At 69.1% G+C, this 20,476-nt stretch carries 20 protein-coding genes; 19 read left to right on the top strand and 1 reads right to left on the bottom strand.

Annotation, left to right across the window (positions count from 1 at the left end; translation table 11 throughout):
- The first annotated feature begins 63 nt into the window (after window positions 1-63).
- The 4 genes from HNP44_RS10025 to HNP44_RS10010 all read left to right on the top strand — a co-directional run bounded on the left by HNP44_RS10025 (window position 64) and on the right by HNP44_RS10010 (window position 3,797).
- Window positions 64-1,122, top strand: coding sequence for a hypothetical protein (locus HNP44_RS10025; RefSeq protein ID WP_259139814.1), 1,059 nt, complete (start codon window positions 64-66; stop codon window positions 1,120-1,122).
- A gap of 121 nt (window positions 1,123-1,243) precedes the next feature.
- A complete protein-coding gene (gene gndA, locus HNP44_RS10020; protein ID WP_259139818.1) occupies window positions 1,244-2,686 on the top strand; it encodes an NADP-dependent phosphogluconate dehydrogenase in 1,443 nt (480 codons plus the stop codon).
- Between the two features lie 140 nt (window positions 2,687-2,826).
- Window positions 2,827-3,207, top strand: coding sequence for a hypothetical protein (locus HNP44_RS10015; protein ID WP_259139820.1), 381 nt, complete (start codon window positions 2,827-2,829; stop codon window positions 3,205-3,207).
- Window positions 3,204-3,797, top strand: a complete 594-nt coding sequence (locus HNP44_RS10010) for a DUF3558 domain-containing protein (RefSeq protein ID WP_310437671.1) — start codon at window positions 3,204-3,206, stop codon at window positions 3,795-3,797. Before HNP44_RS10015 ends, HNP44_RS10010 begins: the two co-directional genes overlap by 4 nt.
- 7 nt (window positions 3,798-3,804) lie before the next feature.
- On the opposite strand, the gene HNP44_RS10005 is transcribed toward HNP44_RS10010, so the two are convergent.
- Window positions 3,805-4,491 (bottom strand): TetR/AcrR family transcriptional regulator, encoded by a 687-nt coding sequence (locus tag HNP44_RS10005; protein ID WP_310437670.1) that lies wholly within the window; start codon window positions 4,489-4,491, stop codon window positions 3,805-3,807.
- 134 nt (window positions 4,492-4,625) lie between these two features.
- Here HNP44_RS10005 and HNP44_RS10000 point away from each other — a divergent pair, with 134 nt between their 5' ends.
- The 15 genes from HNP44_RS10000 (at window position 4,626) to ureE (ending at window position 20,406) form a co-directional block, all read left to right on the top strand.
- Window positions 4,626-6,170, top strand: coding sequence for an amino acid permease (locus tag HNP44_RS10000; protein ID WP_259139823.1), 1,545 nt, complete (start codon window positions 4,626-4,628; stop codon window positions 6,168-6,170).
- Between the two features lies 1 nt (window position 6,171).
- Window positions 6,172-7,014: an urea amidolyase associated protein UAAP1 gene (locus tag HNP44_RS09995; protein ID WP_259139824.1), complete on the top strand. Its 843-nt coding sequence runs from the start codon at window positions 6,172-6,174 to the stop codon at window positions 7,012-7,014.
- 28 nt (window positions 7,015-7,042) lie between these two features.
- The gene (locus tag HNP44_RS09990) at window positions 7,043-7,642 is read left to right on the top strand and encodes an urea amidolyase associated protein UAAP2 (RefSeq protein WP_259139825.1); all 600 of its coding nucleotides are present in this window, start codon (window positions 7,043-7,045) and stop codon (window positions 7,640-7,642) included.
- Complete coding sequence (locus HNP44_RS09985) at window positions 7,639-9,627, top strand: 5-oxoprolinase/urea amidolyase family protein (RefSeq protein ID WP_259139826.1); 1,989 nt, start codon at window positions 7,639-7,641, stop codon at window positions 9,625-9,627. Before HNP44_RS09990 ends, HNP44_RS09985 begins: the two co-directional genes overlap by 4 nt.
- Window positions 9,624-11,270, top strand: coding sequence for an allophanate hydrolase (gene atzF / locus HNP44_RS09980; protein ID WP_259139827.1), 1,647 nt, complete (start codon window positions 9,624-9,626; stop codon window positions 11,268-11,270). The genes HNP44_RS09985 and atzF overlap by 4 nt, the downstream gene beginning before the upstream one ends.
- 155 nt (window positions 11,271-11,425) lie before the next feature.
- The gene (locus tag HNP44_RS09975) at window positions 11,426-12,451 is read left to right on the top strand and encodes a Bug family tripartite tricarboxylate transporter substrate binding protein (RefSeq protein ID WP_259172095.1); all 1,026 of its coding nucleotides are present in this window, start codon (window positions 11,426-11,428) and stop codon (window positions 12,449-12,451) included.
- The gene (locus tag HNP44_RS09970; RefSeq protein WP_259139829.1) at window positions 12,448-12,960 is read left to right on the top strand and encodes a tripartite tricarboxylate transporter TctB family protein; all 513 of its coding nucleotides are present in this window, start codon (window positions 12,448-12,450) and stop codon (window positions 12,958-12,960) included. The genes HNP44_RS09975 and HNP44_RS09970 overlap by 4 nt, the downstream gene beginning before the upstream one ends.
- Window positions 12,961-12,962: 2 nt before the next feature.
- Window positions 12,963-14,471 (top strand): tripartite tricarboxylate transporter permease, encoded by a 1,509-nt coding sequence (locus HNP44_RS09965; protein ID WP_259139830.1) that lies wholly within the window; start codon window positions 12,963-12,965, stop codon window positions 14,469-14,471.
- Window position 14,472: 1 nt separating this feature from the next.
- Window positions 14,473-14,835, top strand: a complete 363-nt coding sequence (locus HNP44_RS09960; protein ID WP_259139831.1) for a universal stress protein — start codon at window positions 14,473-14,475, stop codon at window positions 14,833-14,835.
- 144 nt (window positions 14,836-14,979) lie between these two features.
- Window positions 14,980-15,261 (top strand): DUF1490 family protein, encoded by a 282-nt coding sequence (locus HNP44_RS09955; RefSeq protein WP_068524855.1) that lies wholly within the window; start codon window positions 14,980-14,982, stop codon window positions 15,259-15,261.
- Window positions 15,261-17,483, top strand: coding sequence for a heavy metal translocating P-type ATPase (locus HNP44_RS09950; protein ID WP_259139833.1), 2,223 nt, complete (start codon window positions 15,261-15,263; stop codon window positions 17,481-17,483). Before HNP44_RS09955 ends, HNP44_RS09950 begins: the two co-directional genes overlap by 1 nt.
- 75 nt (window positions 17,484-17,558) lie before the next feature.
- Window positions 17,559-17,861: an urease subunit gamma gene (locus HNP44_RS09945; protein ID WP_259139834.1), complete on the top strand. Its 303-nt coding sequence runs from the start codon at window positions 17,559-17,561 to the stop codon at window positions 17,859-17,861.
- A gap of 7 nt (window positions 17,862-17,868) precedes the next feature.
- Window positions 17,869-18,201, top strand: coding sequence for an urease subunit beta (locus HNP44_RS09940; RefSeq protein ID WP_259139835.1), 333 nt, complete (start codon window positions 17,869-17,871; stop codon window positions 18,199-18,201).
- Window positions 18,198-19,910, top strand: coding sequence for an urease subunit alpha (ureC, locus tag HNP44_RS09935; RefSeq protein ID WP_259139836.1), 1,713 nt, complete (start codon window positions 18,198-18,200; stop codon window positions 19,908-19,910). The genes HNP44_RS09940 and ureC overlap by 4 nt, the downstream gene beginning before the upstream one ends.
- Window positions 19,911-19,920: 10 nt before the next feature.
- Window positions 19,921-20,406 (top strand): urease accessory protein UreE, encoded by a 486-nt coding sequence (gene ureE, locus HNP44_RS09930; RefSeq protein ID WP_259139837.1) that lies wholly within the window; start codon window positions 19,921-19,923, stop codon window positions 20,404-20,406.
- The last annotated feature ends 70 nt before the right edge of the window (window positions 20,407-20,476 follow it).

Genomic DNA, 20,476 nt, shown 5'->3' with positions numbered 1-20,476 from the left:
TGTAGGGCTCCGGGCGTCATGAACGGATAGGAATTGCTGTAGGTAGTGATACGGGGGTGACTGGTGGGGGCCGGTGATCATGAAGAACGTCTCGATCCAATAGTCGCCTACTTCGACATGAACATCTGGGTGGCAATGGCTCGCGGTAGGGCGCGCGGCGATGGACGGTGGACCGCCGCCTTCGATTGCCTAAGCGGTTCGGTAGAATGCGGCAGGGTCGTTATTCCCCTTACTGGCGCAAACTATCTTGAGCTGTGGCATCGTCGAGATATGCTATCTCGTGAAGCGTTAGGGGCGACCATGCGCGATCTGTCGCTCTACGCCACCTTTGCTTCACCGCAGGACGTTCATAGGGCAGAAGTGCGCGGATGGATCTCGTCTATGCTACGTCGCGATGACTATCGAATGCCGGGTTCGTTACAGCTCTTGGGTGCGGGGGCGAATCATGCCTTTGGCCGCCCGGACGGCCGGATTCGTTTCGTTGAGTCGTTGGCATCCCGCGACGGAACGATTGCAGAAGGTTCTCCCGTGCAACCTCCTCAGAGTTGGCAGGATCTGGATCGTTCCGGCCCGAACTGGGAATGGTTTCAACTTGTAGGAATTCAAGAGCTTCTCGACATGGACGGGATGGATCGAACGCCAGAGCATCGGATTGGAGACGCCTACGTCGAGAAAGAGCTGGAACTGCGATCCAAGCTTAAGGATTCGGCTGAGTTGCGTCGGCGCCTTGAAGACTTTGTGGTAACCGAGGAGGTGACAGACCTATTGGGTGAAATCAATGAGTACTGTTGCGAAATCAACTTCGATCCACATGCGCTATTTCTTGGCGATATTCCTATATCGCCGCAGGATCGAGTGCGCATGTTCGTCTCCGGGTTGCCATCCTCGAATGTATGGACGACGCTGCGGGTATGGAAACATCGTGATTTCAGCCATCCCTGGGAACAGCATGATTGGACTGATTTGGTGGCTCTTTCTGTGGCTATTCCGTACTCTGATTTCGTTGTGACCGAAAAGAGATGGGCGCATCTTGCGACCGTATCCGGTTTGGCTGCACGCTACGGTACAAATGTTGCAAGCGGACTGAAGGCGGTGGAAGCGATATGCAAGAAGTTGCGCTAGCGAGCGCGAATATCCTGTACGAGGATTTCAGGTTGCGCCACGTATGGACGCACCGATGAGCATGGGGCCGTAACGTAGGGGTCGAGTGTGAACCACCACGAGGAAGAGGGACGAACAAGCGATGAACAGCAACGACGCCAAGGCGAACATCGGAGTGGTGGGGATGGCGGTGATGGGCTCCAACCTGGCCCGCAACCTGGCTTCCCGTGAGGGCAACACAGTCGCGATCTACAACCGCTCGCCGGAGAAGACGCACGAGGTCGCGAAGAACCACCCCGAGGCGAACTTCGTTGCCAGCGACACCATCGACGAGTTCGTCGCGAGCCTCGCGAAGCCGCGCACCGCGATCATCATGGTGCAGGCAGGCGCGGGCACGGACGCGGTGATCGAGCAGCTGAAGGAGCGATTCGAGCCGGGCGACATCATCGTCGACGGCGGCAACGCGAACTTCCACGACACCATCGCCCGCGAGGCGAAGATCGCGCCGACGGGCATCCACTTCGTCGGCGCCGGCATCTCCGGCGGCGAGGAGGGCGCACTCAAGGGTCCGTCGATCATGCCCGGCGGCACCGCCGAGTCCTACAAGACCCTCGGCCCGATCCTCGCGTCGATCGCCGCGGTCGCGGAGGGGGAGGCCTGCGTGACGCACGTGGGCACCGATGGCGCCGGCCACTTCGTCAAGATGATCCACAACGGCATCGAGTACGCCGACATGGAGCTCATCGGCGAGGCCTACGACCTGCTGCGCAACGTCGCCGGCTACACGCCCGCCCAGATCTCGGGCCTGTTCGCCACGTGGAACGAGGGGCCGCTAAACAGCTACCTCATTGAGATCACCATCGACATCCTCAAGCACGTCGACGCGGAGACGGGCAAGCCCTTCGTCGACATCGTCACCGACCAGGCCGGCAGCAAGGGCACCGGCGTCTGGACCGTGCAGACCGCCCTCGACCTGGGCGTGCCGGTCGGCGGCGTCGCCGAGGCCGTCTTCGGCCGCGCAGTCTCGTCCAAGCGTGCCCAGCGCGACGCGGTCCGCGCGCTCGGCATCGAGCGCCCCACGGCCCCGCGGGTCGACGATTCCTTCGTCGACGACGTCGCCAAGGCCCTCTACGCCTCCAAGATCGTCGCCTATGCCCAGGGCTTCGACGCGATCATCGCCGGCGCGGAGAAATACGGCTGGAACATCGACAAGGGCGCCGTCGCCAAGATCTGGCGCGGCGGCTGCATCATCCGCGCCCAGTTCCTCAACGTCCTCGCCGACGCCTACGCAGAGAACCCCAACCTCAACACCCTGCTCGAGGCACCGTACTTCGCGCAGGCCATCCGCGACGGCGAGGAGGCGTGGCGCCGCGTCGTCATCACCGCCACGCAGGCCGCGGTACCGGTCCCGGGCTTCGCGACGGCACTGAGCTACTTCGACTCGCTCAATGTCGACCGCCTGCCCGCCGCGCTCGTCCAGGGGCAGCGCGACTTCTTCGGCGCACACACCTACAAGCGCGTCGACAAGCCTGGCACCTTCCACACCCTGTGGTCGGGTGACCGCAGCGAGGTTCAGACGGACTAATCACGACGTGAGAAGGGGGCGCGGCCGCACGGCTGCGCCCCCTTTCCGTGTTCGGTGAAAGAGTTGGGAACCGATCGCCGAGCTGGTGCGTCCAATTGATGAGGGCGCGTGCTCGCCTGCCGGTGACGATCGGAGGAATCATGGGGAATCCCGAAGCGGACAAGATCCGCCAGGAGGCGGAGCAGCGCATCGCCGACCGTCCGAACATGGTGCTCAAGGGCGATCCGATTGAGGAACTCGCGCTCGCGCACGAGCGGCATGCGGACCGCATGGATTTGATCATCAAGTCGCTCGAGTCAGTCGGACGCGTCAACTATCTCGGCGACACCGTCGAGGGCCGCGGCGCGACCTATAACTTGAGGGTCGCCGTGCACGACCACGAGCACTCGGTCGTGCAGAACTATGCGCGCGAGGTCGCTGAGGCGCGAGTCATCGCCGCGGCTTTGCGACAGATTGCTAAGGATATTGGGGACACAGAGCTTGAGAATGCCGAAGGGATCGGCATGGTGAGATTGAAGTGAGGCGTGGGGCAGGCATTGTCGCCGTGTCGTTGCTTCTGTCCGGCTGCGCAGTGTCAGTAGTAGGTGAGGCGGTGCCCGCGGAGGGCGCAGCGTCGCGCACTGCCTCGACCTCGGCCCGGCCCCTTCCGTTCATGCCCAAATTCGACGGCCGCACCAACGAGCGCAATGACGGAACGAGCTTTGAGCCGTGCGTTGCGTATTCCGACGATGAGATGCGAGGTCTCGGGGTCGATCCGAGCACGATACGAGACGCTGCGATCTCGGAGTCGCCAAATTACCGTGGTTGCTACTGGCAATCACCCGATCGAGTGTCCTTCTTCAGCCAGGAACTGGGCAACGAGAAGTCGCTCGATGCGTACAAGGCGAAGCAGAGTCACCGCCCGTGGCAGCCCGATCGGGTGATCAACGGACGCAGGGTGATTCTGACGACTGAACGAGGCACCGGATGCTTCGCCTCTTTCATGTCTGAGAAGGCTATCGTGAACTCGGCCTACAGTATTGGCAGCAGGGGAAAACCGTCCGCTGACCTGGTGGCGGAGTGCAACAAGGCGATCGAGTGGGCGACGCTGGCGATCTCGAAGGCGCCGTGACAGACGTCTACGCCAGCACCTGCTGAATCGCCCGACAGATCGCGTCCACCACGTCGCCGTCGTCGAACCCTGCCCCGGAGCCAGGGCCGGAACCAGGGCCGGAACCAGGGCCGACGGCACCGTCGGACCGTAGACCGATCACGGACTCCACGAGCCGGAACGGTAGGAGTGTGCGCGGGTCACCGTCGTCGCCCAGAACAGCAGCGGCCAGGGAGCGGTAGTGCGAGGCCAGCTCCGCGCGGTCGGCGCGGAACTCGGCGAACTCGTCGGCCGCTAGCTCGGGTAGGTGGTAGAGCGCGCCCAGGTTGTAGCGTGCCGCCAGCAGCTGGCCGGCGTCGGACCGGGCCAACGTCAGTAAGCGGTCCAGAGGCGAACCGTCGGCGGAGACCACGGAGCGTGCGAGCGCGAGTGGCGCCTGCACCGTGGCCTCCAGCAGCGCGGTCAGGATCTCGCCCTTGGTGGGGAAGTAGTGGTACAGCGAGGCCTGCCGGATGCCGACGGCCTCGGCGATCTGCCGCGTCGAGGTGGCCGCGTACCCGCGCTGGGTGAACAGCTCGGCAGCGGCGTCGAGGATCTCGTCGACGGCTGTGGCGCCGGGCCGGCGCGGATCGTTCGCCCGCGGACGCCCCCGTTTACCTGCGGTTTCCGCCCCGCCGCCGGCCCCACCGCCGCCCCCGCTGTTCGCCTCCGTCACAGCGGCCAGGCTACCTGCCACGAAACATGTTCGTAGCGCCGGTTTTCCCAGTCCTTACAGCGGGGCAATCCGGGTGACCCCGGAGAACGGTTTTCTATCAACTGACAGATAGAGCTCCGACAGGGAAGTCGCCCATGACAACCACCCAACCCCGACACCATGATTCGGATGATCTGGCCCAGCTCGGCTACCAGCCGCAGCTGCGCCGCTCGCTCGGGACGTTCGCGTCGTTCGCCGCCGGGTTCTCCTTCGTGTCCATCCTCACCACCATCTTCCAGCTGTTCGGCCTCGGCTACTCGCTCGGCGGGGCCGCCTTCTTCTGGACCTGGCCCCTCGTCTACGTCGGGCAGTTCCTCGTGGCGCTGTGCTTCGCCGAGATGGCGGCCCGCTATCCGATCTCCGGCGCGATCTACCAGTGGTCGCGGCGTCTCGGCGGCGAGGTGGTCGGCTGGTTCGGCGGCTGGTTCATGATCCTCGCGCAGATCGTCACCGCCGCGGCGGCCGCGATCGCGCTGCAGGTGGTGCTGCCCACCGTGTGGTCGGGCTTCCAGATCATCGGCGACGACCCGTCCCTCACCAGCTCCAGCGGCGCGGCCAACGCCGTCCTGCTCGGCACAGTCCTCCTCATCGTCACCACCACGATCAACTGCATCGGCGTGCACTGGATGAGCCGCATCAACGCCATCGGCGTCACCTGCGAACTCGTCGGCGTGGTCGCTGTCATCGGCGCCCTCGCGATGCACGCCCAGCGCGGGCCCCAGGTCGTCTTCGACACCTCCCATGCGAGCACCACCGGCTCGGGCGGATACCTGGGCGCGTTCATCGCCTCCGGCCTCATGGCCGCCTACGTCATGGTCGGCTTCGGCTCGGCGGGCGAGCTCGCCGAGGAGACTGTCAACCCCCGCCGCGTCGCACCGCGCACCATCCGATTCGCCCTCACCGCCTCGGCGGTCGGCGGCGGCCTCATGCTGATCACCGCCCTCATGGCCGCGCCGACACTGGGGGAGGAGCTCGCCGCCGGCGGCCTGCCCTACGTGCTCCAGTCCGTGCTCGGCTCGTTCTGGGGCAAGGTCCTCCTGGTCGACGTGGCCGTGGCCGTCTTCATCTGCACGCTCGCCATCCAGACCGCGTGCAGCCGCCTCATCTTCTCCATGGCCCGCGACCACCGGCTCCCGTTCTCGGACCAGCTCTCCCGCGTGAACCCGCGCACCCAGACGCCCATCGCCCCTGCCGTGCTCATCGGCGTGCTCTGCGTCGCCGTCCTGCTGGTGAACGTGGGCAACCCCGCGATCTTCGCGACCCTCGCCAGCGTGTGCATCGTGCTCATCTACCTCGCCTACCTGTCGGTGACGGTGCCGATGCTCTACCAGCGGCTCCGCGGCTGGCCGCACGGTGCCACCGTGCGCGACTCCGAGGGGAAGCCCGTCTTCACCCTGGGGCGCTGGGGCGTGCCGATCAACGCCGCCGCCGTCCTCTATGGCGGAGCGATGGTGATCAACCTGGCCTGGCCACGCGCCGAGATCTACGACCCCACAGGCCAATCCCCGCTCCTGCAGTGGGCCGGACCGATCACCATCGCGGTCGTCGTCATCGCCGGCATCGCCTGCTTCCCGCGCCGCGCACACCCGCGCCCCGTCACCGCCGCCCTCCCGAACCTCCCTGCCACGAAAGGCATCTGACGTGACCGCCATCGCCGAGACCACCGCCACCACCCAGGGCGCCCGCGACCACGCCCGCGCCCAGGCCGACACCCGAGTCGAAGGCATGCCGACGGTGCCCGCCACCTCCTGGCCCGACCCGCCCGCCGGCGTGCCCGCCGACACGCTCACCTGGGCGGAGACCGTCCCCGGCGGCCGCTACACGTCGAAGGTGCTGGCGCGCGGCACCCGAATCCGCCTGACCGACACCGTCGGCACCGCCTGCGCGAACATCCTCCTCTGGCGCGCCGACGCCCCCTGGGAACGGCTCAACGTCGCCGACACCGTCAAGGTGCCGTGGCAGGCCTACATCGGCGCGGGCCACCCGCTGCTCTCCGACCAGGGGCGCGTGCTCGCCACCGTCGTCGCCGACGACTCCGGCCACCACGACGCCCTCTGCGGCACCACCACGCTCGCCACCAATACCGCCAAGTACGGAGCGGGAGAGGCGCATTCGGGCAGTCCCGCCGGCCGCGAGCTGCTCGTGCTCGCCGCCGCCAAGCACGGCCTCACGCCCACCGACGTCGCCCCGTCCGTCTCCTTCTTCCACGGCGTCACCGTGGAGGCCGACGGTGTCCTGACCTCCGCCGGCAGCGCGGGGGCGGGGAAGTCGGTGGAACTGGTGTTGCACCTGCCGTGCGTCGTCGCCGTCGCGAACACCGCCCACCCGCTCGACCCGTCGCCGACCTTCGACACCGGCCTGCTCGAGGTCCTGGCCTGGCGCGCCGACGCCGACCTGGCCGCGCTCGTCGCCGCTACCGATACCGACCCCGAATACCAGCGCGCTGTGGCGAACTCCGAGGACGCCCACCGCGCCGCGCGCTGACCGCCGACCACCGACCGAAGGACCAACCATGATCGCCACCGTCACCCCGCGGGCGCCCTGGTCGGGCATCGTCCCCGCCGGCCACACCCTCACCATGACCGACCTGCACGGCAACCAGGCCGTCGACACTCTCTTCTACGGCGCGCACGACCACACCGTCCGCTACAGCGCCCAGCAGACGATCCTCGGCCAGGGCAGCATCTTTCTGGGCGCCGGAACCGTGATCCGCGACCAGGAGTCGCGGCCGATGATGACCATCGTCGACGACGAGGTCGGCCACCACGACACCCTCGGCGGCGCCTGCTCGCAGGAGTCCAACACGCTGCGCTACGGCCACCACACCAAGCATCAGCACGCCTGCGTCGAGAACTTCCTCATCGAGGGCAGCCGGCACGGCCTCGGCAAGCGGGACCTGGTGGGCAACGTCAATTTCTACATGTACGTCCCCGTTGACCCCGACGGCACGCTCGGCATCGTCGACGGTCTCTCCGCCCCGGGAAAGAAGGTGGTGCTGCGCGCCGAGATCGACACCCTGGTCCTGATCTCCAACTGCCCGCAGATCAACAACCCCTGCAACGGCTTCGACCCCACCGCCGTCGAGCTCGAGATCTCGGAGGCCGCCGCATGACCACCCTCACCGTCGTCCGCCCCGGCCCGATGACCACCGTGCAGGACTGGCCCGGCCGCGCCGGCTACTGGTCGATCGGGGTCCCGCCGTCCGGCCCGATGGACGACCTCTCCTTCCGCCTCGCCAACCTGGCCGTCGGCAACGACGAGGGCGCACCGGGATTCGAGTGCACCCTCGGCGGGCTCGCCGTCACCGTCGACGAGGCCACCACCGTCGCGGTCACGGGCGCGCCCGTCACCGTCACCGTCGACGGGACGCCCGTCCCCACCTGGGCCCCCGTCGAGCTCCGTCCCGGGCAGCAGCTCGCCGTCGGCGCCACCGGTTCGCTCGGCATGCGCGTGTACCTCGCCGTCCGCGGCGGCGTGACGGTGCCCGAGTACCTCGGCAGCGCCTCGACGTTCACGCTGGGGAAGTTCGGCGGCCACGACGGCCGGACCCTCACCGCCGGCGACGAACTGCCCCTCGGCACCGCCGTCACCGCCCCGCGCCGCATCCTCGACGACGAGGTCCCCGCGTTCACCACCCAGTGGCAGCTCGCGGTCACCGTCGGACCGCACTCCGCCCCCGAGTACTTCACCGACGCCGACATCGCGACCCTCTACGGCACGGCCTACGAGGTGCACTTCAACTCCGACCGCACCGGCGTCCGGCTCATCGGCCCCAAGCCCGAGTGGGCCCGCCCCGACGGCGGCGAGGCCGGGCTGCACCCGTCGAACGTCCACGACAACGCGTACTCCGTGGGCGCACTGGACTTCACCGGCGACACCCCGATCCTGCTCGGCCCCGACGGCCCCAGCCTGGGCGGCTTCGTCTGCCCGGTCACGGTGACCACCGCCGACCGCTGGAAGCTGGGGCAGCTGCGCCCCGGCGATGCCGTGCGGTTCGTCCCCGTGCGCGCCTCGACGGCCGCCTCGCCCGGCGCCGTGGGCAGCGCACGGCGCGCGAACCTGCCCGTTGTGCTGTCGGCGGGCGGCGACGCCGACGACGGCATCCTGGCGAGGTCCATGACGGCCGACGGCGAGACCGCGATCACCTACCGTCGCTCGGGCGACGACAACATCCTCGTCGAGTACGGCGCCATGACGCTGGACCTGGAGTCGCGGGCGCGCGTCCACGCGCTGGAGCAGCGGCTGCGTGCCGAATCGCCGCGGGGGCTGATCGATCTCACCGCCGGCGTGCGCAGCCTGCAGGTGAAGTTCGACCCCACCGCGCTGAGCCAGCCCGCGGCCCTCGACTGGATCCGCGAGGCGGAATCGCAGCTCCCCGCTGCCGACGACATGATCGTGCCGAGCCGCACCGTCTCCCTGCCGCTGTCCTGGGACGACCCGAGCACCCGCGAGGCGATCGAGCGGTACGTCCTCGGCGTCCGCGGCGACGCGCCGTGGTGCCCCTGGAACATCGAGTTCATCCGCCGTATGAACGGCCTCGGCTCGGTCGAGGACGTGCAGCGGATCGTCTTCGACGCCTCGTACCTCGTGCTGGGCCTCGGCGACGTGTACCTCGGTGCGCCCGTGGCCGTCCCGCTCGACCCGCGCCACCGGCTGGTGACCACCAAGTACAACCCCGCCCGCACCTGGACACCAGAGAACGCCGTCGGCATCGGGGGAGCGTACCTGTGCATCTACGGCATGGAGGGACCCGGCGGCTACCAGTTCGTGGGCCGCACCACCCAGGTCTGGAACCACCGACACCCGCTCACCGCCGGCGGTTTCGAGCCCGAACACCCCTGGCTGCTGCGGCACTTCGACCGGATCAGCTGGTACCCCGTGAGCACCGAGGAGCTCGCGGACGTGCGCGCCGACACGGCCGCCGGCCGCGGCTCGGTGGACATCACGCCCGGATCCTTCTCGCTCTCCGCGCACCGCGCGTTCCTGGCCCGCGAGGCCGAGGACATCGCGCGGGTGCGGTCCGCGATGGAGATCGCCCGCGACGAGGAGCGCGGCCGCTGGGCGGCCGCCGGTGAGTTCACGAGGAGCGCAGCATGACCCGCATCGCCGACATCTACCGACGCATTGCGGAGGACGACCGCCCGGAGGTCTTCCTCGCGTTGCGGCCGGAGGCGGACGTCGCCGCCGAGTACGCCGCGTCGCTCGCGGCGGGCGGCCCGCTCGCGGGGGTCGTCCTGGCAGTGAAGGACAACGTCGACGTGGCGGGCCTCCCGACCACCGCCGCCTGCCCCGGCTACGCCTACCGCCCTGAGATCGATGCGGCACCGGTCGCCGCCCTGCGCGCCGCCGGCGCGGTGGTGCTCGGCAAGACCAACCTCGACCAGTTCGCCACCGGCCTCGTCGGCACCCGCAGCCCCTACGGTGCGGTGCGCGACTCCCGGCGACCCGACCGCATCTCCGGCGGATCGAGCTCCGGCTCCGCCGTCGCCGTGGCCCTCGACTACGCCGACATCGCGATCGGCACCGACACCGCGGGCTCGGGCCGAGTGCCCGCCGGGCTGCAGGGCATCGTCGGCATCAAGCCGACGATCGGCGCCGTCAGCACCGACGGCGTCGTGCCCGCGTGCGCCTCCTACGACTGCGTCACGGTCTTCGCCCGTGACGTCGCCACGGCGAGCCGCGCCATGGCGGTCATGGGCTCCACGGGCACCCGGCCGTGGGCCGCCGACACCCCGTTCGCCGCCGCGCCCGACGCGGCGCTCGCTATCCCCGCCGAGCTCCCCGCCCTGCCCGCCTCCTGGCACGAGGCCTTCGACGGTGCCGTCGCCCGCGCCGAGGCGGTCGGGCTGCGGGTCAAACCCGTCGACGTCTCCGAGCTGCTCGCCGCCGCTAAGCTCCTCTACGACGGCGCACTCGTCGCCGAGCGGTACAGCGCGGTGGGGGAATTCGTCACCGCGGCAGACGACGGCGCGGGACTGGATCCGACGGTGGCCGGCATCGTGCGCGCCTCGGGCGACGTTCCCGCGCACCGTCTGGCCTCCGACCAGGCCGAGCTGCGCGCCATCGCCGCGCGGGCCACCGCGCTCTTCGACGGCTTCGCCGGGCTCATGGTGCCCACCGCGCCGCGCCACCCGACGCTCGCCGAGGTGGCCGCCGACCCGGTCGGGGTGAACTCCGAGATGGGGACGTACACCAACTTCTGCAACCTCCTCGACCTGTGCGGCGTCGCCGTCCCGGCGGGGGAGACCGCCGACGGCGCGCAGTTCGGCGTCACGGTGCTCGCGCCCGCCGGGCACGACGGGGTCGCGCTCGACCTCGCCGCTCGGATCACCGGCGCGCCGCCCGTGGCACCGTGGAATCTCGGCCTCGCCGGCGTCGTCGACCTGGCCGTCTTCGGCGCGCACCTGCGCGGCCAACCGCTCGAGCACGAGCTGACCTCGCTCGGGGCGTACTGGGCGGGGGAGATCCGGACCGCAGGCGAGTACCGGCTGGTCGAACTGGCGACGACGCCGCCCAAGCCGGGCCTCGTCCACGAGCCCGATCACGGCCGTGGCATCCGGGGCGAGCTCTGGCGACTCGCGCCCGCCGCGCTGGGGACCTTCCTGACCCGACTGCCCGCCCCGATGACCCTGGGCTCGGTGCGGCTCGACGACGGCCGCACCGTGGTCGGTTTCAGTTGCCAGGTCTCGGCGCTGAGCGACGCCCGCGAAATCGACGTGGACCACTGGCTCGATCGCTGATCGGAATCGGCTGCGGGGCAACGGACCCACTGAGGTGAGGGAGTTCTGCGCGTTTCGCGCATTCTGCTCTTTACTGAGATTTTCCGTTCTCGTCATACACCGTTGGTGCGTCGATAATCTGGCGTCCTCATCAGCTCGACGAGGAGGCCACGGTCGTGACGGACAGCTCGGACGAAGCGGGACGGACGAAAAGTCCACCGGGACAGCGCAACATGGTCGCACTGGTCATCTACGCGATCCTCGTCGTCGTGGTGGTCTCCATGGCGGTCTTCTACTCCTTCCAACGCGGCGGCCTCTCCGCCGATATCCGCAACAAGGCCACGCTGATCGCGCCGGCCGGGGCGGGCGGCGGCTGGGACCTCGTCATGCGCGAGGCGCAGGCGATCATGCGGGAACAGAAGATCGCCACCAACATCCAGGTCGTCAACGTGCCCGGCGCCGCCGGCACCATCGGACTCTCCCGCCTGCACTCGATGCCGGGCCGCGCCGACGTCGTCATGGTCGGCGGCACCGGTCTCGTCGCGGGCGTCCAGCAGACGAAGTCCGCCGTGAAGATGACCGACGTGACCCCGATCGCGCGGATCTTCGAGGAGTACGACGTGCTCGTCGTGCCCGCGAACTCCCCGTACAAGTCCGTCGACGAGCTGGTCACGGCGTGGAAGAGCAACCCCCACTCCATCCCGTTCACCGGTGGCGGCAGTTTCGATCAGCTCGTCATGGCGCAGTTCGCCAAGGCCGCCGGGATCGACCCGAAGAACACCACGTACATCCCCAAGGCCGGCGGCGGCGAGGTGGCGCAGGCGCTCGTCACCGGCACCGCGAAGGCAGCCTTCTCCGGCTACGCCGACCTCATCGACCAGATCCAGTCCGGCCGGCTGCGGGGTCTCGCCATGGCGGCCAAGGAGCCCATCGACGGCGTGGACTTCCCGACGCTCCGCCAGCTCGGCTACGACGTGACGCTCGCGAACTGGCGTGCTCTGTTCGGCCCGCCCGACATCACCGCCGCCGACGTCAAGAACATCCGCGACGTCTTCGACGAGGTGATGCGGACGCAGGACTGGGCCGACGCCGAGCGCAACAACAAGTGGACGCGGGCCTGGCTGGAAGGGCCGGGCCTCACCACCTTCATCGCCGACGAGGATCACGTCATCGCCGGCCTGTACAAGGAGCTGGGCAAATGACAGCGCAGGCAGAAGAAGCGGACGCCGCGGCGAAGGGCACCGGGAACGGCCTCGGCGCGCTCGTCGTCCCGGCGATCCTCGCCGTCGCCAGCACATTGGTGGTGATCGGCAACCTCACCATGGACGTGCAGTCCGACGACAATCCCGGCCCCACGTTCTTCCCGTGGCTGCTCGCGATCGTCGGGTACGCGCTCGCCGCGGCCCTCGCGGTGCACTTCGTCCGCAACCCGGATGAGCTGGCGCGGTCCGAGACGAAGTTCCGCACCTACACCGACTGGGCCGCCGCCGGCTGGCTCATCGGCGGACTCATCGCCTTCGCGGTGCTCCTCGACGTGCTCGGCTGGATCCTCGCCGCCGCGCTCCTGTTCTGGTGCGTGACACGGGCCTTCAACAGCAAGCGGCCGCTCTTCGACGCGTCCGTCGGGCTGCTGCTCTCCAGCTTCGTCTTCCTGATCTTCGGCGTCCTGCTGGACGTCCCGCTCCCGTCCGGAATCCTGGGAGGACTGTAACCATGGACCAGTTCGGACTCCTGCTCGACGGGTTCGCCGGTGCACTCTCGCCGTCGAACCTCATGTGGGTCGTCATCGGCTGCCTCATCGGCACCGCGGTGGGCGTGCTGCCCGGCCTCGGCTCGTCGATGGCGGTGGCGCTGCTGCTCCCGATGACCTTCGCGCTCAACCCGACCGCGGCGTTCATCCTGTTCTCCGGCGTGTACTTCGGCGGCCTCTTCGGCGATTCGACGATGGCGATCCTCATGAACACACCGGGGCAGGCCTCGTCGATCGCCTCGACATTCGAGGGCCACCAGATGGCGAAGAACGGTCGCGCGCCCCAGGCACTCGCGACCGCGGCGATCGGCGCGTTCATCGGCGGCATGATCGCCTCGGTCCTCGTCGTCTTCCTCGCCCCGTTCATGGCCGACCTGTCCACCCAGTTCGGCCCGGCCGAGTACTTCGCGCTGTCGCTGCTCGCCTTCGGCGCGATCTCCTCCGTCGTCTCGGAATCGGTGATCAAGGGGCTCGCGTCCCTCGTGATGGGCCTGGTGTTCGCCACCGTCGGCATCGACCAGATCTCCGGAACCGAGCGCTTCACCTTCGGCTCTGCGAACCTCTTCGACGGGATCTCGCTCGTGATCGTCGCCGTCGGCATGCTGGCCCTTGGCGAGATCATCATCGTCGCGGGGCGCTTCCGCCGCGATCCGGCCCCGAAGGCGCTCGGCGCCAAGGCGGGCCGCGCCTGGCTCTCCAAGGCGGAGTTCACCGAGGCCCTCCCGGCGTGGGGCCGCGGCACCGCGATCGGCCTGCCCTTCGGCGTCATCCCCGTCGGCGGCTCGGAGGTCCCCACCTTCCTCGCCTACGACGTGGAGCGCCGCCTGGACCGCCGCCGCAAGTTCCCCATGTTCGGCAAGGGTGCGATCCGCGGCCTCGCCGCGCCGGAGGCCGCCGGCAACTCGACCACCGGCATGGCGATGGGAGCGTTGCTCTCGCTGGGTCTCCCGGTCTCAGCGACCGCCGCGATCATGCTCGCCGCGTTCCGGCAGTACGGCCTGCAGCCCGGGCCGCTGCTGTTCGACAACTCGCCGGACCTGGTGTGGGCGCTGCTCGCCAGCTTCTTCATCGCGATGGTCGTGCTGCTGATCATCAACCTGCCCTTCGCGCAGCTGTGGGCGAAGCTGCTGCTGATCCCGGCCCCGTACCTCTACGGCAGCATCGTGGTCTTCTGCGGCCTCGGCATCTACGCGACCTCGCCGACGATGTTCGACCTGCTGCTGTTCCTCGCGATCGGCCTGCTCGCGTTCGTCTTCAAGCGCTACGACATCCCGATCGCGCCCCTGCTCATCGGCATGGTGCTGGGACCGCTCGCCGAGACCAGCCTGCGCGACGCTCTGCTCTCCTCCGACGGCGACTACTCGGTCTTCGTCTCCTCGCCGATCTCGATCACCCTCTACGCCCTGCTGATCGCCGTGCTGCTCATCAAGGCGCGCCAGGTCGTGACCGCCCGCACCGGAAAGGACATCTGACATGACGATCCTCGTCGCCCACTCGACCACCCCCGAGAGCGCCGCCGCGCTCCAGGCCGCCTACAACGAGGCGGAGCGCAGGCCCGGGGAGCCCATCGTCGTCTTCCTGCTCGACGGTGACGCCCCCGACCTCTCGGAGGCCACCGCCCGCGGTCTCACCGTCACCATCGAACGCCCGAAGGAGTTCGAGAAGGACCCGGTGGGCGGCGTCGTCGACGCCGCGACCGCCCTGGACGCCTCTGTCCTGGTGATCGGGATCAAGCACCGCACCGCGACGGGCAAGCTGCTGTTCGGCTCGTCGGCGCAGCGGATCCTGCTCGACGCGACCTGCCCCGTGCTGGCGGTGAAGGTTCCGCAGGGCTGACGCGCACCGACGCGTTCCGCTCGCGACCGGGGCAGCCCTCCGTGTTGTGCGTTACGTTCCGTCGGTCCCCTCGCACGCGGTACGCTGTTGGAAATGATGTTCGATAGGTGGCGTGATGTCGCTGCCCGACGAAGGGACGATCCGATGGCGGTTCAAGCGGTACTGCTCAAGGCGGGCTCCGCGCTCGTGACCGGCCTCGTCGGCGCCGCGGCGTACGAGGCCACGAAGAAGGCGCTCGCCAAGGCGCCGCTGCGCGAGAGCGCTGTCGCCGCGACGGCCCTGGGGCTCAAGGGCAGCCGTAAGGCCGAAGAGGTCGCCGAGAACGTGCGACTGAACGCCGCGGACATCCTGGCCGAGGCCAAGGAGCGGGTCGGCGAGGAGTCGACACCACCGGCTACCGGTGCCGCGCACGACCACGACCACTGATGGCCACATTGTCCGAGCCGGCGGGCCGTGTCGTCTCGCGAGCGGCGGGCCGGCTGCGCTGGGTGCTCGATGATCTTGTCGGAGCGACACCGCAGCGTCGCATTGCGGTCGAGGACGCGGTGTTGGCGATCCCCGGGGTGCGAGCGGTCCACGCCTACAGCCACACGGGGTCCCTCGTGGTCTGGCATCGCAGCGACGTCGATCCCGCGCGCATCGCCGACGCCGCCGCGGAGGGCCTTGCCGCTGATGCCTCCCTCGTCGCCCGGCACGCGCCGCACTCGGCCGACGTGACCAATGCGGATCTGCTCCGGATGGGTCTCGGCGCCACCGCCCTCGTGCTCCTCGGACTCCGTCGCTACGGCTTCCGCCGACCGCCGCTCCTCGGACCCGGGACGCGGACCGCGGCGACCGCGGTCACCGTCTTCACCGGCTACCCGTTCCTGCGTGGCGCGCTGCGGTCGTTGCGCGGCGGACGGGCCGGCACGGACGCTCTCGTCTCGGCCGCCACGATCGCGAGCCTCCTGCTGCGCGAGAACGTCGTCGCCCTGACGGTGCTGTGGCTCCTCAACATCGGCGAGTTCCTCCAGGACCTCACGCTCCGCCGAACCCGGCGGGCGATCTCGGATCTGTTGCGCGGCAACACCGATTCAGCATGGCTGCGGCTCGACGACGGTGCCGAAGTGCAGGTCCCGATCGACGCGCTCGACGTCGGCGACGTCGTCATCGTGCACGATCACGTGGCGGTGCCCGTGGACGGCGTCGTAGTCGACGGGCTCGCCGTCGTGGACCAGGCCGCGCTGACCGGCGAGACGCTCCCCGTCACCATCGAGCCGGGCGCGACGGTGCACGCGGGAGCGGTGGTCGTCTCCGGCCGCCTCGTCGTGCGCGCCACGGCAGTCGGCGCCGACACTGCGATCGGACGCATCATCGAGCGGGTCGAGGAGGCTGAACGGGACCGGGCGCCGATCCAGACCGTCGGAGACAACTTCTCCCGCCGCTTCGTCCCCGGGTCGTTCCTCCTGTCCGGACTCACCCTCCTTCTGACCCGGGATCTGCGTCGTGCGATGACGATGCTGCTGATCGCCTGTCCCTGCGCCGTCGGCCTGTCGACACCCACGGCGATCAGCGGCGCTATCGGGAACGGGGCGCGACGCGGCATCCTCATCAAGGGCGGCTCGCACCTCGAAGCGGCGGGCTCGGTCACCGCGGTGGTCTTCGACAAGACCGGCACGCTGACCACGGGACGCCCGGTGGTCACCAACGTGGTCTCGTTCCGTGACGACTGGACGCCGGAGCAGGTGCTCGCGCACGCGGCCAGCTCCGAGATCCACTCCCGGCACCCACTGGCGGAGGCCGTTATTCGCTCTACCGAGGAGCGGCACATCGAGATCCCCAGCCACGCGGAGTGCGAGGTCATCGTCGGGCTGGGCATGCGAACCCAGGCCGATGACGGCCGCGTGCTCCTGCTGGGCAGTCCGGCGCTCCTGGAACAGCACGGCGTGGCCGTCGGAGTCGACGCCGCGCGCTGGGTCGACCGGCTCCGCACCGAGTGCGAGACGCCGCTGCTCCTCGCGGTGGACGGTGCCCTCACCGGCCTCGTCAGCCTGCGTGACGAGGTGCGCCCCGAGGCAGCCGAGACCCTCGCCGCCGTCGCGGCGGCGGGCATCGACACCGTCGTCATGCTCACGGGCGACCATCCGGCGACGGCGGCCGCGATCGCCGCCGAACTCGGCATCACCCGATGGCGTGCGGAAGTGATGCCCGAGGACAAGCTGGCCGAAGTCCGGGCGCTCCAGGACGAGGGCCATGTGGTCGCGATGGTCGGCGACGGCGTCAATGACGCGCCCGCGCTCGCGGCGGCGGATGTGGGGATCGCGATGGGCCTCGCGGGGACCGACGTGGCGGTCGAGACCGCCGACGTGGCGCTCGCCGGGGACGACCTCCGCAACGTCCTCGACGTCGTGGATCTCGGCCGGAGGGCCGTCGACGTGATCCGGCAGAACTACGGCATGTCGATCGCGGTCAACTCGGTCGGCCTGCTCGTCGGCGCGGGCGGCGCTCTCTCGCCCGTCCTGGCCGCGATCCTGCACAACGCCTCCTCGGTCGCGGTGGTGCTCAACAGCTCCAGGCTGATCCGGTACCGGCTCGACGAGCCCACCGATCCGCCGTCGGGAACACCGGCCACCCCGCCCCGCGTGGGCGGCCTCAGCGGGCGACGTTAACTTCGTGTTTCCAGCCTGTTGCGCCTGACGATCTGGCTTGACTGCCGCCGGGGCAAGGGATTTGAGTGAATTCTCATGCACCTCTTGCCCCGCGAGCAGGACAAACTGCTCATCGTCGTCGCCGCGGACCTGGCGCGTCGTCGCCAGGCCCGCGGGCTCAAGCTGAACCATCCCGAGGCGGTCGCGATCATCACGTACGAGCTGGTCGAGGGCGCCCGCGACGGCCGCACCGTCGCCGATCTCATGGCCTACGGGTCCACGATCCTCACCCGCGACGACGTCATGGCGGGCGTGCCCGAGATGATCCACGACGTGCAGGTGGAGGCCACGTTCCCCGATGGCACCAAGCTCGTCACCGTCCACCACCCGATCCGGTAGGCGCGCCATGATCCCCGGAGAGTTCCGTCTCGCGTCCACGCCGATCGTCTGCAACGACGGCCGGACCACGCGCACCGTCCGCGTCGTCAACACCGGCGACCGTCCCATCCAGGTGGGCTCGCACTTCCACTTCGCCGAGGTCAACCGCGCCCTCGACTTCGACCGCGACGAGGCGTACGGGCACCGTCTGGACATCCCGTCGGGGACCGCCGTCCGGTTCGAGCCCGGCGACGGGAAGACGGTGCGTCTCGTCGCCCTCGCGGGAACCCGCGAGGTCCACGGCCTCGCCAACCGCGTCAACGGCCCGCTCGACGGTGCCGGGAACGGGGGAGAGCAGTGAGCTTCGAACTGAGCCGGCGCGAGTACTCCGACCTGTACGGACCGACGGTCGGCGACGCCGTGCGTCTCGCCGACACCGAGCTCTTCGCCGTCGTCGAGCAGGACCTCACCGTCTACGGCGAGGAGGTCGTCTTCGGCGGCGGCAAGGTGATCCGCGACGGCATGGGCGAGAACGGCGTGCTCACGCGCGAGCACGACATCCCCGACACCGTGATCACCAACGCGCTCATCATCGACCACACCGGCATCGTCAAGGCCGACGTCGCGCTGCGCGACGGCCACATCCTCCGCATCGGCAAGGCCGGCAACCCGCAGATCAGCGACGGCATCACCATCACCATCGGGGCCGCCACGGAGATCATCGCGGGGGAGGGCCGGATCCTCACCGCCGGCGGCATCGACACGCATATCCACTTCATCAGCGCCCAGCAGATCGACACCGCGCTCAACTCTGGCGTGACCACCATGATCGGTGGCGGAACCGGCCCGGCCGCGGGCACCAACGCCACCACCGTGACGCCCGGGCCCTGGCACATCGCCCGCATGCTCCAGGCGCTCGACGACGTCCCTATGAACATCGGACTGCTCGGCAAGGGCCACGCGGGCGCCACGGAGCCGCTCGCGGAGCAGATCCGCGCCGGCGCGATCGGCCTCAAGGTGCACGAGGACTGGGGTTCGACCACCGCCTCCATCGACAACTCGCTCCGGGTCGCCGACGAGTACGACGTCCAGGTGGCGATCCACACCGACACCCTCAACGAGTGCGGCTTCCTCGAGGACACCGTCGCCGCCATCGACGGCCGGGTGATCCACACCTTTCACACCGAGGGCGCGGGCGGCGGCCACGCGCCGGACATCATCGCGATCGCGGGGCACCCGAATGTGCTTCCCGCGTCGACGAATCCGACGCTGCCGTTCACTGAGAACACGATCGTCGAGCATCTCGACATGCTCATGGTGTGCCACCACCTCAACGCCGATATCCCCGAGGACGTGGCCTTCGCCGACTCACGGATCCGCCCCGAGACCATCGCCGCCGAGGGCGTGCTGCACGACATGGGCATCATCTCCATCACCTCGTCCGACTCCCAGGCCATGGGACGCGTCGGCGAGGTGATCACCCGCACCTGGCAACTCGCGGATTCGATGAAGCGCCAGCGTGGACCGCTGGGCGGGGATCCAGAGGGCGGCGACAACGCGCGAATCAAGCGGTACGTCGCCAAGTACACGATCAATCCGGCGCTCGCGCAGGGCATCGGGGAGTACGTCGGCAGCGTCGAGGAGGGCAAGTTCGCGGACCTCGTGCTCTGGAACCCCGCCTTCTTCGGAGTCAAACCCGACCTGGTGATCAAGGGCGGCCAGATCGCCACCGCCCTCATGGGCGACGCGAACGCCTCGATCCCGACGCCGCAGCCGCGCACCATGCGCCCGCAGTTCGGTTCGATGGGTCAGGCAGTGCACGACGCCGCGATCACGTTCCTCTCCACCGCGGCAGCGGAATCCGGCGTCGCCGGCGATCTCGGGCTGCGCAAGCGCACCCTGCCCGTCCGGGGCATCCGCACACTCCGCAAGCAGGACCTGCCGCACAACGGCGCGACGCCCGACATCACCGTCGACCCCGAGACCTACGTCGTCGCCGTCGACGGGACGCCCGTCCGCTCCGAGCCCGCGTCGTCCCTGCCCATGACCCAGCGCTACTTCCTGTTCTGAGAGGCGAGAAGTGATCATCGAGACCGTCTCCGGCAACCTCGCCGACCTGGACCCCGTCGAACTGGACGCCGTGCACGTCGAGCGGGTGCCGCTCGCCGGGGCCGACCTGGTGAAGCGGATCCAGCGGGTGCGCACCGACCACGACCGGGAGATCGGACTGCGCCTGGCCGCACCCGTCGGGCCCGATGGCGACCTGCGCGACGGCGACATCCTGCACCGCGACGAGCGCAACATCATCGCCGTGCAGGTACTGGCGACCGATGTGCTCGTGATCGCTCCGCGCACGATCGCCGAGATGGGCCGCACCGCACATGGACTCGGCAACCGCCACTTGCAGGCGCAGTTCTTCGACGCCGACTCCGAGTACGGCGCCGAGGTGATGGTGGTGCAGTACGACCACACCGTCGAGGACTACCTCGCCCACCACGGCGTGCCCTTCGCGCGACAGGACCGCGTCCTGCCGACGCCCTTCCGCCACGCGGAGCACACGCATTGAACACCGTTTCGGTCAGCGAAAGCGCAGTTCGCGGAGTACAGGAACGGTGTTCAATCGGGGCCGGGGCGTC

Source organism: Tsukamurella ocularis, from assembly GCF_024807615.1.
In the GTDB taxonomy this organism is placed as follows: Bacteria; Actinomycetota; Actinomycetes; order Mycobacteriales; family Mycobacteriaceae; genus Tsukamurella; species Tsukamurella ocularis.
The sequence above is the reverse complement of the archived record's forward strand: the minus strand, read 5'-3'. Positions and strand labels throughout refer to the sequence as shown.

Coding starts and splice junctions, on each gene's coding strand:
- gndA (WP_259139818.1), top strand. CDS start 1,244: ATGAACAGCAACGACGCCAAGGCGAACATCGGAGTGGTGGGGATGGCG.
- HNP44_RS10015 (WP_259139820.1), top strand. CDS start 2,827: ATGGGGAATCCCGAAGCGGACAAGATCCGCCAGGAGGCGGAGCAGCGC.
- HNP44_RS10000 (WP_259139823.1), top strand. CDS start 4,626: ATGACAACCACCCAACCCCGACACCATGATTCGGATGATCTGGCCCAG.
- HNP44_RS09990 (WP_259139825.1), top strand. CDS start 7,043: ATGATCGCCACCGTCACCCCGCGGGCGCCCTGGTCGGGCATCGTCCCC.
- HNP44_RS09985 (WP_259139826.1), top strand. CDS start 7,639: ATGACCACCCTCACCGTCGTCCGCCCCGGCCCGATGACCACCGTGCAG.
- atzF (WP_259139827.1), top strand. CDS start 9,624: ATGACCCGCATCGCCGACATCTACCGACGCATTGCGGAGGACGACCGC.
- HNP44_RS09970 (WP_259139829.1), top strand. CDS start 12,448: ATGACAGCGCAGGCAGAAGAAGCGGACGCCGCGGCGAAGGGCACCGGG.
- HNP44_RS09965 (WP_259139830.1), top strand. CDS start 12,963: ATGGACCAGTTCGGACTCCTGCTCGACGGGTTCGCCGGTGCACTCTCG.
- HNP44_RS09960 (WP_259139831.1), top strand. CDS start 14,473: ATGACGATCCTCGTCGCCCACTCGACCACCCCCGAGAGCGCCGCCGCG.
- HNP44_RS09955 (WP_068524855.1), top strand. CDS start 14,980: ATGGCGGTTCAAGCGGTACTGCTCAAGGCGGGCTCCGCGCTCGTGACC.
- HNP44_RS09950 (WP_259139833.1), top strand. CDS start 15,261: ATGGCCACATTGTCCGAGCCGGCGGGCCGTGTCGTCTCGCGAGCGGCG.
- HNP44_RS09945 (WP_259139834.1), top strand. CDS start 17,559: ATGCACCTCTTGCCCCGCGAGCAGGACAAACTGCTCATCGTCGTCGCC.
- HNP44_RS09940 (WP_259139835.1), top strand. CDS start 17,869: ATGATCCCCGGAGAGTTCCGTCTCGCGTCCACGCCGATCGTCTGCAAC.